Source organism: Pseudomonas sp. RIT-PI-q (assembly GCF_001297125.1).
GTDB lineage: Bacteria > Pseudomonadota > Gammaproteobacteria > Pseudomonadales > Pseudomonadaceae > Aquipseudomonas.
Genome location: NZ_LHPC01000046.1, coordinates 13,709 through 28,501 on the forward strand (window position 1 = coordinate 13,709; position 14,793 = coordinate 28,501).

The 14,793-nt window shown below is 60.5% G+C and carries 12 protein-coding genes; 6 read left to right on the forward strand and 6 right to left on the reverse strand.

All coding sequences use genetic code 11. From position 1 onward, the window contains the following. Positions 1-16: 16 nt before the first annotated feature. From AEQ67_RS24445 to rfbB, 5 genes are all read right to left on the reverse strand, one after another. Positions 17-472 carry a thioesterase domain-containing protein gene (locus AEQ67_RS24445; protein WP_059406367.1) on the reverse strand — a complete coding sequence of 152 codons (456 nt, stop codon included), beginning with the start codon at positions 470-472 and terminating at the stop codon, positions 17-19. A 40-nt stretch (positions 473-512) separates the two neighbouring features. Further along, entirely contained in the window at positions 513-1,907 is a 1,395-nt protein-coding gene (locus tag AEQ67_RS24450) for a sigma-54-dependent transcriptional regulator (protein ID WP_059406368.1), read from the reverse strand. Beyond that, complete coding sequence (locus tag AEQ67_RS24455) at positions 1,904-3,712, reverse strand: sensor histidine kinase (RefSeq protein ID WP_059406468.1); 1,809 nt, start codon at positions 3,710-3,712, stop codon at positions 1,904-1,906. Before AEQ67_RS24455 ends, AEQ67_RS24450 begins: the two co-directional genes overlap by 4 nt. Positions 3,713-3,817: 105 nt before the next feature. After that, positions 3,818-4,363, reverse strand: coding sequence for a dTDP-4-dehydrorhamnose 3,5-epimerase (gene rfbC / locus AEQ67_RS24460; RefSeq protein ID WP_059406369.1), 546 nt, complete (start codon positions 4,361-4,363; stop codon positions 3,818-3,820). A 37-nt stretch (positions 4,364-4,400) separates the two neighbouring features. Then, positions 4,401-5,483 (reverse strand): dTDP-glucose 4,6-dehydratase, encoded by a 1,083-nt coding sequence (gene rfbB / locus AEQ67_RS24465; RefSeq protein WP_059406370.1) that lies wholly within the window; start codon positions 5,481-5,483, stop codon positions 4,401-4,403. 262 nt (positions 5,484-5,745) lie between these two features. Between rfbB and AEQ67_RS24470 the strand changes: the two genes are divergently transcribed. The 6 genes from AEQ67_RS24470 (at position 5,746) to AEQ67_RS24500 (ending at position 12,283) form a co-directional block, all read left to right on the forward strand. Next, a complete protein-coding gene (locus tag AEQ67_RS24470; RefSeq protein ID WP_059406371.1) occupies positions 5,746-8,658 on the forward strand; it encodes an aminotransferase in 2,913 nt (970 codons plus the stop codon). Between the two features lie 294 nt (positions 8,659-8,952). Beyond that, positions 8,953-9,831 (forward strand): N-carbamoylputrescine amidase, encoded by an 879-nt coding sequence (gene aguB, locus AEQ67_RS24480; RefSeq protein WP_059406373.1) that lies wholly within the window; start codon positions 8,953-8,955, stop codon positions 9,829-9,831. A 5-nt stretch (positions 9,832-9,836) separates the two neighbouring features. After that, positions 9,837-10,943 (forward strand): agmatine deiminase, encoded by a 1,107-nt coding sequence (gene aguA / locus AEQ67_RS24485; RefSeq protein ID WP_059406374.1) that lies wholly within the window; start codon positions 9,837-9,839, stop codon positions 10,941-10,943. Positions 10,944-11,188: 245 nt separating this feature from the next. Next, a complete protein-coding gene (locus AEQ67_RS24490) occupies positions 11,189-11,401 on the forward strand; it encodes a hypothetical protein (RefSeq protein ID WP_059406375.1) in 213 nt (70 codons plus the stop codon). 52 nt (positions 11,402-11,453) lie between these two features. Further along, a complete protein-coding gene (locus AEQ67_RS24495) occupies positions 11,454-11,885 on the forward strand; it encodes a hypothetical protein (protein WP_152974905.1) in 432 nt (143 codons plus the stop codon). A gap of 53 nt (positions 11,886-11,938) precedes the next feature. Then, positions 11,939-12,283 (forward strand): hypothetical protein, encoded by a 345-nt coding sequence (locus tag AEQ67_RS24500; protein WP_152974906.1) that lies wholly within the window; start codon positions 11,939-11,941, stop codon positions 12,281-12,283. A gap of 266 nt (positions 12,284-12,549) precedes the next feature. Here AEQ67_RS24500 and AEQ67_RS24505 read toward each other — a convergent pair whose 3' ends face one another. Beyond that, complete coding sequence (locus tag AEQ67_RS24505) at positions 12,550-14,643, reverse strand: TonB-dependent receptor (RefSeq protein ID WP_059406378.1); 2,094 nt, start codon at positions 14,641-14,643, stop codon at positions 12,550-12,552. Between the last annotated feature and the right edge of the window lie 150 nt (positions 14,644-14,793).

The window sequence follows — 14,793 nt, forward strand, 5'->3', positions numbered from 1 at the left end:
GCTGCGATCTTTTGCTTTACCGATGCAACACATACTGCCCGGTAAACTTCACCGCATCCTCATCACTCCCCGCATTCACCACCCGCGTATGCAACGTCAACCGCGCCCTGCCGTAACGCTCATACGTCGCCAAAAACTTCTTCCACACCGCCGCACTCGGCGCATGGCAAATAGCCGTCCCATCCATGGTCACCGGCAGCGGATAGCTGATATGCCCCTCGTGAATCACGATGTGCCCGTCCTCGATGCCTTCCTCACGCAAACGCAAATGCAGCCAGCCCCAACCCGCTAGCACGGCGCCGCAATACAGGCTGCCGCCGAACATGGTGCTCTTGTGATTGACGTTGGCTTCCAGCGGCAAGTACAGGCGCAGTTGCTGGTCGTGCCAGTCGAGCACCTTGACGCCCATGTCCTTCGTGAGAGGAATGTCGCGATGAAGGACGGATTCCAGGTGACGACTGTAGCGGTTCATTCACGGGCCTCTTGCATGCAGATGATGGGTTGACGGTAGCTCAATCGAGTTCGTCGGTGGGGTGGTGGGCGCCGCTGTCGGAGAAGTTCAGCCCGTGCTTGCGCAGCTTGTCGTGCAAAGTCTTGCGCGGAATGCCGAGGGCTTCGGCGAGGCTGCGCACGGAGCTGTGCGAGCGCGCCAGCTCGGCAGCGATCAAGGTCTTTTCGAAGTTTTCCACTTGCTCGCTGAGCCCGCCGGACACCAGCTCGACCATCGTTCCGCTTGCGCCGTCCGGCGCACTGTTGTCCAGGGCCAGTTCCAGGCCCAGGGCGAAGCGTTCGGCGGCGTTCTGCAGTTCGCGCACGTTGCCGGGCCAGGTGTGGCGCAGCAGCAGGGCGCGTTGCCCCGGTTGCAACTCGTGGGGCGGCAAACCGTGGCGAGCGCTGGCTTCGTCGGCGAAATGCTGGAACAGCATCAGCGCATCTTCGCCGCGCTCGCGCAGCGGTGGAATGCGCAGCGGCGCGACGTTCAGGCGGTAATACAAGTCGGCCCGAAAGCGCCCTTGATCGGCGGCCTGGCGCAGGTCTTCCTTGGTCGCGGCGATGATGCGGATGTCCAGCGGGATCAACTGATTGCCACCTAGACGCTCGACCACTCGCTCTTGCAGCAAGCGCAGCAATTTCACCTGCACATCCAGGCTCATGCTTTCGATTTCATCAAGGAACAGCGTGCCGCCGTTGGCGAATTCAAACTTGCCGATGCGGCGCTTCTGCGCGCCGGTAAAGGCGCCTGGCTCGTGACCGAACAGTTCGCTTTCCACCACCGATTCGGCCAGAGCGCCGGCGTTGATCGCCACGAACGGGCCGTTACGCCGGTTCGACAAATCGTGCAGCGCCCGCGCCACCACTTCTTTGCCGGCACCGGTTTCGCCAAGGATCAGCACGTCGGCCTTGGTCGCCGCCAGTGCGCCGATTTGTTCGCGCAGGCGCAGCATCGGTGCCGATTGCCCGACCAGTCGCGTGCTCAGCTCATTGCGATCGCTCAGGGCCAGACGCAAGCTGCGGTTGTCCAGCACCAGCCGGCGCAAGGCCAGTGCGCGGCGCACGCTGTCGAGCAGGGCGTCGCTGGCGAAGGGTTTTTCCAGGAAGTCATAAGCCCCGGCGCGCATGGCTTGCACCGCCAGCGGCACATCGCCGTGACCGGTGATCAGCAGCACCGGCAGCTCCGGGTCCTGAGCGTGGAGTTCGGTCAGCAGTTCGAGACCGTCCATGCCCGGCATGCGGATGTCGCTGACCACCACACCGGGCCAGTCGCGCTCCAGTTGCCCGGCCAGGCCCTTGGCCTCAGCCAGCGGCAGGATTTTCAGGCCGGCGAGGTCGAGCGTCTGGCTCAGGGCCTGGCGCAGGTGCGGATCGTCGTCGATCAACACGACCTGGATGCGGTTATCGATGGTCATGCACTTCGGTCCTCGGACGGTTGCAGGCTCACACCCGGTGCGCCAGCGCGCAGCTTCAGGGTAATCAGGGCGCCACCTTCCTTGTGGTTGGAGAACGACAGTTCACCCCCGAAGGCGCGCATCAGGGTTTCGCAGATGGCCAATCCCAAACCAAGGCCCTGCGTACGGGTCTTGGTGGTGTAGAAGGGCTCGCTGGCGCGGCCAAGGGCTTCCATGCAAAAGCCTGGGCCGTTGTCGCGAATGTACAAGGTGACGCCATCGGCGGTGGATTGGGCACTCAGCCAGAGTTTACGCGGCGGGCCTTTTTCCGTCAGGGCGTCGAGGGCATTGGCCAGCAGATTGCCGAGTACCTGGCGCAGACGGGTTTCCCCGGCCTCGACCCACAAGGTGGCGGCCGGCAAATCGCGGATCAACTCGACTTCCATGCTGCGTCGGCGCTTGGCCAGCAAGGCCAGGGCATCGTCCAGCGCCGGTTGCAGGGCGACGCTTTCCGGGGCGTGGCGGTCTCGGCGGGGAAAGGCGCGCAAAAGCGCAATGATCGAGGCCATGCGCCCGGTCAATTCGCTGATCAACTTGAGGTTGCCTCGCGCATCGTCGGTGCGTTGATGGTCGAGCAGCACTTCGGCGTTTTCCGCGTAGCTGCGGATCGCTGCCAGCGGTTGATTGAGTTCGTGGCTGATGCTCGCCGACATGGTGCCCAACGCCGACAGTTTGCCGGCCTGCACCAGATCATCCTGGGCGCGCACCAGCTCTTGTTGCGCGTGTTCGCGTTCCAGCACTTCCTGTTTCAGTCGACGGTTGAGGCCTTCGAGATCGCTGGTCCGCTCGGCCACCCGCCCTTCCAGTTCGCGACGAGCCTTGGCTTCGAAGGCGATCCGTTCGAGGTAATGGCGGCGACGCTGCATCATCAGGCCGAGCAACAGCATCACCCCCAGCAGCGTCGCGCCGCCGATGGCAACGACCGTACGCACCGGCCGGTCGATCAGCGTGCGGGGCGCAAGATGGCTGACGCTCCAGCCGGTTTCGTCGATCTGCCGGGTCTGGGGCAGCCAGGCGTCTGGATTGAGGTTCAGCGGCTTGGGATCGCGGGTCGGGTAGGGTTGAATCGCGGTGATGGCCTGGCTTTCTTCATCGCTCAAGGGACGGGTCGAGCGGCATCGCCCCTCCGGCCGCGAGGTGAGAATGACCACGCCGTTGTGGTCGGTGACCAACAGCTGTTCCGGGGTTTTGCCCCAGAGGCTTTCGGTGTGGTCCAGGTCGACCTTGACCACGAGCACGCCGATGACTTTTTCGCGATCGCGCACCGCCGCCGCGAAGAAATAACCGCGTTTGGCCGATGTCGTGCCCAAGCCGAAGAAGCGCCCCAGGCGCCCTTCCATGGCTTCGCTGAAATAAGGACGAAAGGCGAAATGGCGGCCGACGAAGCTGTCGTGTTTATCCCAGTTGGACGCCGCCAGTGTCTTGCCCGTGGTGTCCATCAGGTACATGACTGCGGCGCCGGTCTGGGCGCTGATGTTCTTCAGCAGGCGGTTGGCGTTTCCTTGCGTCACGCCGTCGTCCGGCGCGGTCAGGTCGGCGCGCAGGGCCGGCAGGTCGCCGAGGATCTGCGGTAATACCTCATAACGGTGCAGGGTGCCCAGCAAGTTGGCGACGTAGAGGTCGAGGGTCTGACGGTTCTGCCCGGCCAGTTCGCTGCGGTAGTAACGCTCGGCCAGATGCTCCAGCGGCCACAGCAAAGGCGCCAGGCACAGCGCGAGCAGGGCCAGGCTGCGCCAGCGGGGTCTGCGGGGTAGGGTCGGAGTCATGAGCATCGAGCGCCTGTGGGTACAGGCGCATTATGCCTAGGCTTGCGGGCGCAGTCTGCGCACCTTGGCGCGGGCGCGCATTGCGCTGAAGATTCACACAGCGTTTCAGGAAAATAAGTCGGCATCTTTCAAGAAGCGGGCGGCTTGATCCTTGGCCGATAATTGCGGTGCGCTGTCCAGTTGCCAGTCGATGGCCAGGTCCGGGTCGTCCCAACGAAGACTGCGCTCGGCAGTCGGCGTGTAGTAGTCGGTAGTTTTGTAGAGGACCTCGGCGACATCGCTTAACACCCGGTAACCATGGGCAAAACCTGGCGGGACCCAGAGCTGGCGCCGATTCTCGGCAGACAAACGCACCGCCACCCATTGGCCGAAGTGCGGCGAGCTGCGGCGGATGTCCACGGCCACATCGAGCACCTCGCCGAGCGTCACGCGAACCAGTTTGCCCTGGGTGTTTTGCAGTTGGTAATGCAGGCCGCGCAGCACGCCTTTTTGCGAGCGGGAATGGTTGTCTTGAACAAACTCGGTGGCCAGGCCAGTCGCTACTTTGAAAGCTTTGGCATTGAAGCTTTCATAGAAGAAACCGCGTTCATCACCAAACACCTCGGGTTCGATGATCAGAACGCCAGGCAGGTCGGTGGTGACGACATTCATGTTTTTCTCCAGCAATAGGTGTTGAGGGTGGAAACGCTCAAGCAATCAAATCCTTGAAATCACTGTGGCCCAACCGCTGTCCTTGATAGCTGCCGTCTTGCACCCGGTGGCACCACTCCAGATTATCGAGATACCACTGCACGGTCTTGCGCAGGCCGGACTCGAAGGTCTCTTCAGGAACCCAGCCGAGATCGCGCTCGATCTTGCCGGCATCGATGGCGTAACGCAGATCGTGGCCGGGGCGGTCCTTGACGAAGGTGATCAGGTCAGTGAAATGGCTCACGCCTTCAGGTTTTTGCGGCGCCAGTTCTTCCAGCAACGCGCATATGCTGCGCACGACATCGATATTTTTCTGCTCGTTGTGCCCACCGATGTTGTAGGTCTCGCCGACCGCACCTTCGGTCAGCACTTTGAGCAGCGCCCGCGCATGATCTTCGACAAACAGCCAGTCACGCACTTGCTGGCCATCGCCATACACCGGCAACGCTTTGCCGGCGAGGGCATTGAGGATCACCAGTGGAATCAACTTTTCGGGGAAATGGAACGGCCCGTAATTGTTCGAGCAGTTGGTCAGCAGCACCGGCAAGCCATACGTGCGATGCCAGGCGCGGACCAGGTGGTCGGACGCCGCCTTGCTGGCGGAATACGGCGAGCTTGGCGCGTAAGGCGTGGTTTCGGTGAACAGGTCATCGACGCCATGCAAATCGCCGTAGACCTCGTCGGTGGAAATGTGATGAAAACGCAAGGCGCTTTTCTCTGGCTCGGCCAGGGTTTGCCAGTAAGCGCGGGTCGCTTCCAGCAGGCTGTAAGTGCCGACGATGTTGGTCTGGATGAAATCCGAAGGCCCGTCGATGGATCGGTCGACATGCGACTCCGCCGCCAGATGCAGGATGGCGTGGGGCTCAAAGCGCGCCAGCACGTTGCTGACGGTTGCCTGATCGACAATGTCTGCCTGCACGAACTCGTAGCGGGTGTTGGTGGCGATGCTGCTCAGGGATTCGAGATTGCCGGCGTAGGTCAGCTTGTCCAGGTTGAGCACTTCATGATCGGTGTGCTCGATCACATGGCGAACCAGTGCCGAACCGATGAAACCGGCGCCGCCGGTGATGAGGATGCGCATGGCAAGAGGCCCGTGGCAGACGTGGAAGGAAAGAGCATAACGGTTTGCAATGTTTAACGCCCCTCCAGCACCCCACAGATCCCCTGTGGGAGCGAGCTTGCTCGCGAAGGTGCCGGGTCAGTCGCCATGTATGTTGAATGACACACCGCATTCGCGAGCAAGCTCGCTCCCACATTTGATCGTCGTCGACCTTGGAAGGGGGTTGCGTATCGCCCCAAGCAGTGGCGATATAAGCGCCTAATAAAATTTCAGGGGTCGTTGTATGCCGCTCGCCACGTTGATTCATCGCGCCAGTTTGCCCAGCCCGCAGGTGTCTGCGGAGCAAGCACTAGAGCTGCTCGAAGCGCATTACGGGTTGAGCGGACGCTTGCAGGCCCTCGGCAGCCAGCAGGATCTCAACTATCGCGTCGACAGCGACCAAGGGCGTTTTGTCCTGAAAATCTGCCGTGGCGATTACTCGGCGCTGGAGCTGCTGGCCCAGCATGCCGGGCTCAAGCATTTGGGCGAACACCCCGGCGTGCATGTGCCGCGCGTAATCCCGGCGAAAAGCGGCGCAGACCTGCTGTCCCTGGACGTCGACGGCCAAGCGGTGCATGTGCGCCTGCTCGATTACATCGAAGGCACGTCGCTCACGCACCTCGATCATCTGCCGCGTTCCGTGGTGGCCGGTTTCGGTCGGCTGTGTGGCGAAATGGACCTGGCCCTGGCCAGTTTCGACCATCCGGGGCTGGAGCGAACCCTGCAATGGGATGCGCGCCATGCCAACGCGTTGATCGCGCATTTGCTGCCCGTCATCAAGGACGATCAGCAGCGCCGGTTGATCGCCGATGCGGCGGAACGGGCCGAGCGCCATTTGCAGCCACTGGTGGATAAGCTGCCGGTGCAGGCCATTCACATGGACATCACCGACGATAACGCGGTGTGGCAGCGCGATTCGCAACGTCAGTGGCAATTGCAGGGCGTGATCGATTTCGGCGATCTGGTGCGCACCTGGCGTATTACTGATTTGTCGGTAACTTGCGCAGCGTTGCTGCATCACGCCGATGGCGATCCGTTCTGTATCTTGCCGGCGGTCCAGGCTTATCACGCGGTCAACCCGCTCACCCATGAAGAACTGCTGGCGCTGTGGCCGCTGATCGTCGCTCGCGCTGCGGTGCTGGTGCTCAGTGGCGAACAGCAGGTCAGCATCGATCCAGGAAACGAATACAGCCGCGACAACCTCACCCACGAGTGGGAAATTTTCCGCGTGGCGACTTCGGTGCCCCTGGACTTGATGGAAGCGGCGATTCTGACTGCCGTCGGCCAAAGCCTGCCGAGCATCGGCAGCGAAGGTTTTGCGCCTCTGTTGCCGAGCCTGGTCGGCCGTGAGTTTGCCTTGATCGATCTGGGCGTGCTCAGCGCGCATTTCGAGGCTGGAAACTGGGAGCAGGAGGGCGTCGATCAGCGTTTGTTATCCGAAGCTGCGACGGCTCACGGGCTGGCGGCCAGTCGTTATGGGCAATATCGCTTGTCTCGCACCCGGCCGGACATCGCCACCGAACCCGACACTTGCCCATTGCACGTCGAGTTGCGCGTGCCCCATGGCACGGCGGTGGAGTCGCCCTTTGCCGGCGTTGTCCACCAGCCGGCGCCTGGCGTGCTGCAACTGGATGGCCCGCAATTGAGCGTGCGGCTGTGGGGCGTGACGCCGTCGTTGCATACGGGCGCGGCGCTGGTCAAAGGCCAGGTGCTGGGTTCGGTCAGCGGGCCGCTGATCGTGCAGCTGAGTCGCGGCGCATCGTTGAATGCGCCGTTGTTTTGCACGCCTTCACGCGCGGCCGCCTGGCAAGCATTGTGCCCGTCACCGGCGACGCTGCTGGGGCTGGCCTGCGACGCGGAAGAAGAACTCGATTCGCAGACCTTGCTGGCCCGTCGCGACGCCAGTTTCGCCCGTACGCAAAAACACTATTACGTCGACCCGCCGCGCATCGAGCGCGGCTGGCGCAATCACCTGATCGACATGCAGGGCCGTTCCTACCTCGACATGCTTAACAACGTCGCGGTGCTCGGTCATGGTCACCCGCGCATGGCCGCAGTCGCCAGCCGCCAGTGGTCGCTGCTCAACACCAACTCGCGGTTCAACTACGCCGCCGTGGCCGAGTTCTCCGAGCGCTTGCTGAAGCTGGCGCCGGATTCCATGGACCGCGTGTTTCTGGTCAACAGCGGCAGCGAGGCCAATGATCTGGCGATCCGTCTGGCGTGGGCTTACAGCGGCGGGCGCGACATGCTCAGCGTGCTCGAGGCCTATCATGGCTGGACGGTGGGCGCGGACGCGGTATCGACCTCGATTGCCGACAACCCCAAAGCCTTGAGCAGCCGTCCCGATTGGGTGCACCCGGTCACCGCGCCGAACACTTATCGCGGTGAATTCCGCGGTCGGGACAGCGCGCCGGACTACGTGCGCAGCGTCGAACACAACCTGGCGAAAATCGCCGAGCAGAAACGCCAACTGGCCGGTTTCATCTGCGAGCCGGTGTATGGCAACGCCGGCGGCATCTCGCTGCCACCGGGCTATCTGAAACAGGTGTATGCGCTGGTCCGCGCCCAGGGCGGCGTGTGTATTGCCGACGAAGTGCAGGTCGGTTACGGGCGCATGGGCCATTTCTTCTGGGGCTTCGAAGAGCAAGGCGTGGTGCCGGACATCATCACCATGGCCAAGGGCATGGGTAACGGTCAGCCGCTGGGCGCGGTGATCACGCGTCGGGAAATCGCCGAAGCGCTGGAGGCTGAGGGTTACTTCTTCTCGTCGGCCGGCGGCAGTCCGGTCAGCTGCCAGGTCGGCATGGCGGTGCTGGATGTGATGGAAGAAGAAAAGCTCTGGGAAAACGCCCAGGTCGTGGGCGGGTATTTCAAGGAGCGGCTTGAAGCGCTGATCGATAGTCATCCGCTGGTGGGCGCGGTGCATGGTTCCGGTTTCTATCTGGGCGTCGAGCTGATCCGCAACCGCGAAACCCTGGAACCGGCGACCGAAGAAACCACGGCGCTGTGTGATCGCCTGCGTGAGTTGGGGATTTTCATGCAGCCGACCGGCGATTACCTGAACGTCCTCAAGATCAAACCGCCGATGGTCACCTCGCGCCGGAGCGTGGATTTCTTTGTCGACATGCTTTCGAAGGTGTTGCACGAAGGTTTGTAAAGTTTGATATCGCCTTCGCGGGCAAGCCTCGCTCCTACAAATTCGGGTCGTCTTCGAACCTGTAGGAGCGAGGCTTGCCCGCGAAGGCGTCATCAAATACGCAAAAAATATCGATTCTTATCGGGTTTATTCGCATATTTTCCGACAGAAAGAATGTATATCGCTTTAAAAGCCGATTTTTATCGGCTATAAAGTCGTCCATGCCCACGGCGTGAGTCACCACGCCCTGCTTTCCTCTTTCTGTCATCGGTCGAGGCCACACTCGACCCACCAGCGTTTACCCGGAGATGATTCATGAGCCGTATCGTTACCGTCGCCGCTACCCAGATGGCCTGTTCCTGGGACCTTGAAGCCAACATCGAGACCGCTGAAAAGCTGGTCCGTGAGGCTGCGGCCAAAGGCGCGCAGATCATCCTGATCCAGGAATTGTTCGAGGCACCGTACTTCTGCCAGAAGCCGAACCCGGATTACCTGCAACTGGCCACGACGGTTGAAGACAACGTCGCCATCAAGCATTTCCAGAAAGTCGCCAAGGAACTGCAGGTCGTTCTGCCGATCAGCTTTTACGAACTGGCGGGCCGGGCGCGTTTCAACAGCATTGCGATCATCGATGCCGATGGCAGCAACCTCGGGATTTATCGTAAAAGCCACATCCCGGACGGCCCTGGCTACCACGAAAAGTACTACTTCAACCCGGGCGACACCGGCTTCAAAGTCTGGAACACCCGTTACGCGAAAATCGGCGTGGGCATCTGCTGGGATCAGTGGTTCCCGGAATGCGCCCGCAGCATGGCGTTGCTCGGCGCGGAAATCCTGTTCTACCCGACCGCCATCGGCAGCGAGCCACATGACAAAACCATTTCTTCCTGTGACCACTGGCAGCGTGTGCAACAGGGCCATGCCGGCGCCAACCTGATGCCGCTGATCGCCAGCAACCGCATCGGCAACGAAGAGCAGGACGGCTACGACATCACTTTCTACGGCTCGTCGTTCATCGCCAATCAGTTTGGTGACAAAGTTCAGGAGCTCGATAAAACCGAAGAAGGTATTCTGGTGCACAGTTTCGACCTCGACGAGCTGGAGCACATTCGCAGCGCGTGGGGCTCGTTCCGCGATCGTCGCCCGAACCTGTACGGCGCGCTGAAAACCCTCGACGGTTCCCTGGAGTCCTGATTGCTATGACCACTTTGAACAGCACCCCTCGCGCCGATGGCTTCTACATGCCAGCCGAGTGGACACCCCAAACACAAGCCTGGATGATCTGGCCCGAGCGCCCGGACAACTGGCGCCTGGGTGGCAAACCGGCGCAAGCCGCGCACGTCGCGGTGGCCAAGGCCATCGCCCGTTTTGAACCGGTGACCGTGGCCGTTTCCGCCGGCCAGTACGAAAACGCCCGTACGCGTCTCGATGTGCCGAATATTCGCGTCGTCGAGATGTCCAGCGATGACGCTTGGGTCCGGGACACCGGCCCGACGTTCGTCATCAATAACAGTGGCGAAGTCCGTGGTGTGAACTGGGATTTCAACGCGTGGGGCGGTTTCGACGGCGGTCTGTATTCGCCGTGGAACCGTGACTCGCAGGTGGGCGGCAAGATCCTTGAGATCGAGCGCAGCCAGCGCTATCGCACCGAAGGTTTCGTGCTCGAAGGCGGTTCGATCCACGTCGATGGCGAAGGCACGCTGATCACCACCGAGGAATGCCTGCTCAACCGCAATCGCAATCCGCACATGAACCGTGCAGAGATCGAGGCGGTGCTCAGCGCCCACTTGGCTGTGGATAAAATCATCTGGCTGCCGGATGGTTTGTTCAACGACGAAACCGACGGTCATGTGGATAACTTCTGCTGCTATGTGCGCCCGGGTGAAGTGCTGTTGGCCTGGACCGATGATCCGCAAGACCCGAACTATCCGCGCTGCCAGGCGGCGATGAAAGTGCTCGAAAGCAGCACCGACGCCAAGGGTCGCCCATTCACGGTGCACAAGATGCCGATTCCAGGGCCACTGTATGCGACCGAAGAAGAATGCGCCGGTGTGGATCCGGTGGACGGCACTCAGGAGCGAAATCCGACCGTGCGTCTGGCCGGTTCCTACGTGAACTTCCTGATCGTCAACGGCGGCATCATCGCGCCGAGCTTCGACGATCCGCTGGACGGTCCGGCCAAGGAGATTTTGCAGGCGCTGTTCCCGCAGCATGAAGTGGTAATGGTGCCGGGCCGCGAACTGTTACTGGGCGGCGGCAACATCCACTGCCTTACCCAACAACAGCCAGCACCGCACAAGGAGTGAGTGGGGTTGTAACAGCTTGAGTTGATTGCAAAATCGATCAGGCAAAGGTTTTCCCTCACCGTCCACCAAGAAGCCCGCAGCCCAGCAGGACTGCGGGCTTTTTTGTATCCGCTCGTCGACGGTTGCGACACCTTGGCACAGCTCTTGTATCTCTCATGGTGCAAAACAGGGAGGGGGAGAACTGCGATGTTCTGTCATAAACCTTGGATAAGTTAGCCGCTCACGTACCAGGAGAGAGCGCGGAAATGAACGCCGAAATGAATGTAATGAGCGAGCGGGCGTTGCATCCCCTGGCAGTAAACAGCGAATCGCTCCAGGTCCTGGCGCACTGGTTGAAGTCCAAAGGAACGCGTCCGATCACAGAGAGTGATCCGCGCCGGACGATGATCGAGCGTTACCCCGCTGGTCTATTCAGCGAGGCGGAGCTGGAAGCGTTGTGGGATGTGATGGAAGGATAAGAAGAAAAACAACGGATTGATAAAGCGCTGCCGGGATGGCGGCGCTTTTTTTATGCGCGAATATTTTATCGAACACCCCCCTGTAGGAGCTGGCTTGCCAGCGAAGGCGGCATATCACCCAGCCTCAATGTTGAAGCTGATGGCCTCTTCGCTGGCAAGCCAGCTCCTACGGGTTTTGCGGTGTTTATGCGCGAAAATTTTGTGGAAAACCTTCTGTGGGAGCTGGCTTGCCAGCGAAGGCGGTTTGTCATCCAGCCTCAATGTTGAAGCTGATAGCCTCTTCGCTGGCAAGCCAGCTCCTACGGGTTTTGCGGTGTTTATGCGCGAAAATTTGTGGAAAACCTTCTGTAGGAGCTGGCTTGCCAGCGAAGGCGGTTTATCACCCAGCCTCGATGTTGAAGCTGATGGCCTCTTCGCTGGCAAGCCAGCTCCTACGGGTTTTGCGGTGTTTATGCGCGAAAATTTTGTGGAAAACCTTCTGTAGGAGCTGGCTTGCCAGCGAAGGCGGTTTGTCATCCAGCCTCAATGTTGAAGCTGATGGCCTCTTCGCTGGCAAGCCAGCTCCTACGGGTTTTGCGGTGTTTATGCGCGAAAATTTTGTGGAAAACCTTCTGTGGGAGCTGGCTTGCCAGCGAAGGCGGTTTGTCATCCAGCCTCAATGTTGAAGCTGATGGCCTCTTCGCTGGCAAGCCAGCTCCTACGGGTTTTGCGGTGTTTATGCGCGAAAATTTGTGGAAAACCTTCTGTAGGAGCTGGCTTGCCAGCGAAGGCGGTTTGTCACCCAGCCTCAATGTTGAAGCTGATGGCCTCTTCGCTAGCAAGCCAGCTCCTACGGGTTTTGCGGTGTTTATGCGCGAAAATTTTGTGGAAAACCTTCTGTAGGAGCTGGCTTGCCAGCGAAGGCGGTTTGTCACCCAGCCTCAATGTTGAAGCTGATGGCCTCTTCGCTGGCAAGCCAGCTCCTACGGGTTTTGCGGTATTTATGCGCGAAAATTTTGTGGAAAACCTTCTGTAGGAGCTGGCTTGCCAGCGAAGGCGGTTTGTCATCCAGCCTCAATGTTGAAGCTGATGGCCTCTTCGCTGGCAAGCCAGCTCCTACAGGTGATCGGTGTGAACCCATATTTGTGGTTAGCACCGATCGGCGGTGTTTAGAAGCTGTAGGTTCCCGTCACGACCAGGCTACGCGGGGCGCCCGGTTGAATCTGCGCCGCACTGGTGGCCGACGAGTAATAGGTCTTGTCGCTGATGTTGTTCAGCGCCGCGCGCAAATCCCAATCCTTCTGCCGGAACCCGGCCAGTGCATCCCAACGACCATAGCCCGGCAGGACGGTGGTGTTGAGGTTGTCGGCGTAACGCTGACCCACCAGGGTCAAGCCGGTTTCGGCGTACCAGCCCATTTCCGGTTTCCAGGTCAGGAACAGGCTGCCGTTGCGCTTGGCCACGTCGCTGATGCGTTTGCCTTCAAAGCCGTTGTTGTCCTTTTCCACGGTTGCGTCTTGCACACCCACGCCACCGCGCACGTACCAGTTGCCGGCAATCTTGCCGGTGCCGGTCAGCTCGGTCCCGCGGGAACGTTGCAGGCCGCTGAGCAGGGTCACGGTTGGATCGTTCGGATCACTGGTGCGACGGTTGTAGAGTTCCAGTTCGTAGATCGCCAGCGTTGTGCTCAGGCGATCATCCAGCCAGTCGCTCTTCACGCCGATTTCTTTTTGCTTGGTCAACTCGGGACTCAAGTCATTGCTGTTACCGGCAGCGCCTGGGGTGATGCCGATCAAGCCGCCGCCGACCGGGGAAAAGGTCTTGGTCCAGGAGGCGTAGAAGGAATGATTCTGCAGCGGCGTCCAGACCAGTCCTACACGCGGGCTGGTGCTGTGGCTGTCGCGGTCTTCGGAAATGCCCCGCAGCTTGTTGGTCGACTCGATGTCGAACGTGTCGTAACGCAGACCGGCCAGCAGTTGCCATTGATCGTTCAGGCGCAGTTGATCCTGCACATACACCGCACGGCTTTCGACTTCGGTGTGGTTGTCACTGGACACCTGCATGCGTCCGGTGTGGCGCAGATCGCGATTCGGATTGTTCAGGTCCAGCGACGGCACCGGTGAACTGCCCGGCCCGGAAGTGGCGGCGTTGTACAACGTGGGATCGCGGCGCTGGCTACCGATCTCGATGCCGGTCAGCAGGCGATGTTCCAGGCCGAAGGTGTCGAAACCACCTTCCAGCTCTACGTTGTTGTAGACGTTGCGGGTGGTCAGGTCTTGTTGCCAGTGTTGGCGCGTGACCTGGTTGGTCGCCGGGGTGTAGCCGGTCTGATAGGTGTTGTCGAAATCGCTGTCGAGCTTGAACACGCCGAGGGTATGGCGCAGCTGCCAGTTGTCGCTGAGTTCGTAGCTGAGTTTCGAGCGCAGGGATTGCGACTTGTCGTCGATGAAATCGTGCTCGCTGCCGTAGGTCGTCTCGCGTCCTACGTCTGCCGGGCGTCCGTTGACCCCGGGGATGCCGCGATCCGGTGTACGGTTGTAACGGCTGTATTCGTACTGCACCAGCCAGTTCAGGTCCGGCGCCAGTTGCCAGCTCATCGACGGTGCGAACAGTTGACGATTGCCGCTCACGCCGTCGCGGAAGCTGTTTTCATCCATGTTGCCCATGTTCAGACGCAAGCTGATGTTTTCGCTCGGGTCGGTGCTCAGGTCAGCGTAAAGGCTGCGCAAATCTTCGCTGCCACCTTGGGCTTCGACGGTCGAGCGACGGCCGAACTCCGGCAGTTTACTGACCCGATTGACGATCCCGCCCTGGCTGCCACGACCGTACAGTACGGCGGCCGGCCCCTTGAGGACTTCGATGCGTTCGATGTTGTGCAAGTCGCGCACGTATTGGCTGTCGTCACGAATGCCATCGAGGTAGAAGTCGTTGCTGGCGTCGAAACCACGGATGCGCAAGCTGTCGAAACGAGTGTCGGCGCCGCTGCTGACGTTGGGGATCCCGCTCAGCGCGGTGCCCAGATCGTTGGTGCCGTAATCCATGACGTTCGCGGTTTTAATCGAGTCGATGGCTTGTGGCACGTAGCGCACGGGTGTGGCGGTGCGCGTCGCGGTGCTGGTTTCCTTGACGCGTGGGTCATCGGCTTCGGCTTCGGCGCTGATGGATGTCTCGGGTAAAACGGTGGTCGCGGCGCAGGTAAAACCAGCAGACAGAAATGCAGAAAGCCCAAGGGTAGCGGGCGTAAGGCGGAAGGGGGCAGGCATCTGAAGCGCATCCGAAAGGGTGGATAAATTCGAGGGTGCGAATGGTAATGCTTGCTATTTACTTCCGTTAATTATTCTTGAGAAGTACCGTAATTGGATTGTTTCCAATTATGTCGAGACTGTTACAGAAGTTCCGCGAGGCCATTCGAC

Coding starts and splice junctions, on each gene's coding strand:
- AEQ67_RS24445 (WP_059406367.1), bottom strand. CDS start 472: ATGAACCGCTACAGTCGTCACCTGGAATCCGTCCTTCATCGCGACATT.
- AEQ67_RS24450 (WP_059406368.1), bottom strand. CDS start 1,907: ATGACCATCGATAACCGCATCCAGGTCGTGTTGATCGACGACGATCCG.
- AEQ67_RS24455 (WP_059406468.1), bottom strand. CDS start 3,712: ATGACTCCGACCCTACCCCGCAGACCCCGCTGGCGCAGCCTGGCCCTG.
- rfbC (WP_059406369.1), bottom strand. CDS start 4,363: ATGAATGTCGTCACCACCGACCTGCCTGGCGTTCTGATCATCGAACCC.
- rfbB (WP_059406370.1), bottom strand. CDS start 5,483: ATGCGCATCCTCATCACCGGCGGCGCCGGTTTCATCGGTTCGGCACTG.
- AEQ67_RS24470 (WP_059406371.1), top strand. CDS start 5,746: ATGCCGCTCGCCACGTTGATTCATCGCGCCAGTTTGCCCAGCCCGCAG.
- aguB (WP_059406373.1), top strand. CDS start 8,953: ATGAGCCGTATCGTTACCGTCGCCGCTACCCAGATGGCCTGTTCCTGG.
- aguA (WP_059406374.1), top strand. CDS start 9,837: ATGACCACTTTGAACAGCACCCCTCGCGCCGATGGCTTCTACATGCCA.
- AEQ67_RS24490 (WP_059406375.1), top strand. CDS start 11,189: ATGAACGCCGAAATGAATGTAATGAGCGAGCGGGCGTTGCATCCCCTG.
- AEQ67_RS24495 (WP_152974905.1), top strand. CDS start 11,454: ATGCGCGAATATTTTATCGAACACCCCCCTGTAGGAGCTGGCTTGCCA.
- AEQ67_RS24500 (WP_152974906.1), top strand. CDS start 11,939: ATGGCCTCTTCGCTGGCAAGCCAGCTCCTACGGGTTTTGCGGTGTTTA.
- AEQ67_RS24505 (WP_059406378.1), bottom strand. CDS start 14,643: ATGCCTGCCCCCTTCCGCCTTACGCCCGCTACCCTTGGGCTTTCTGCA.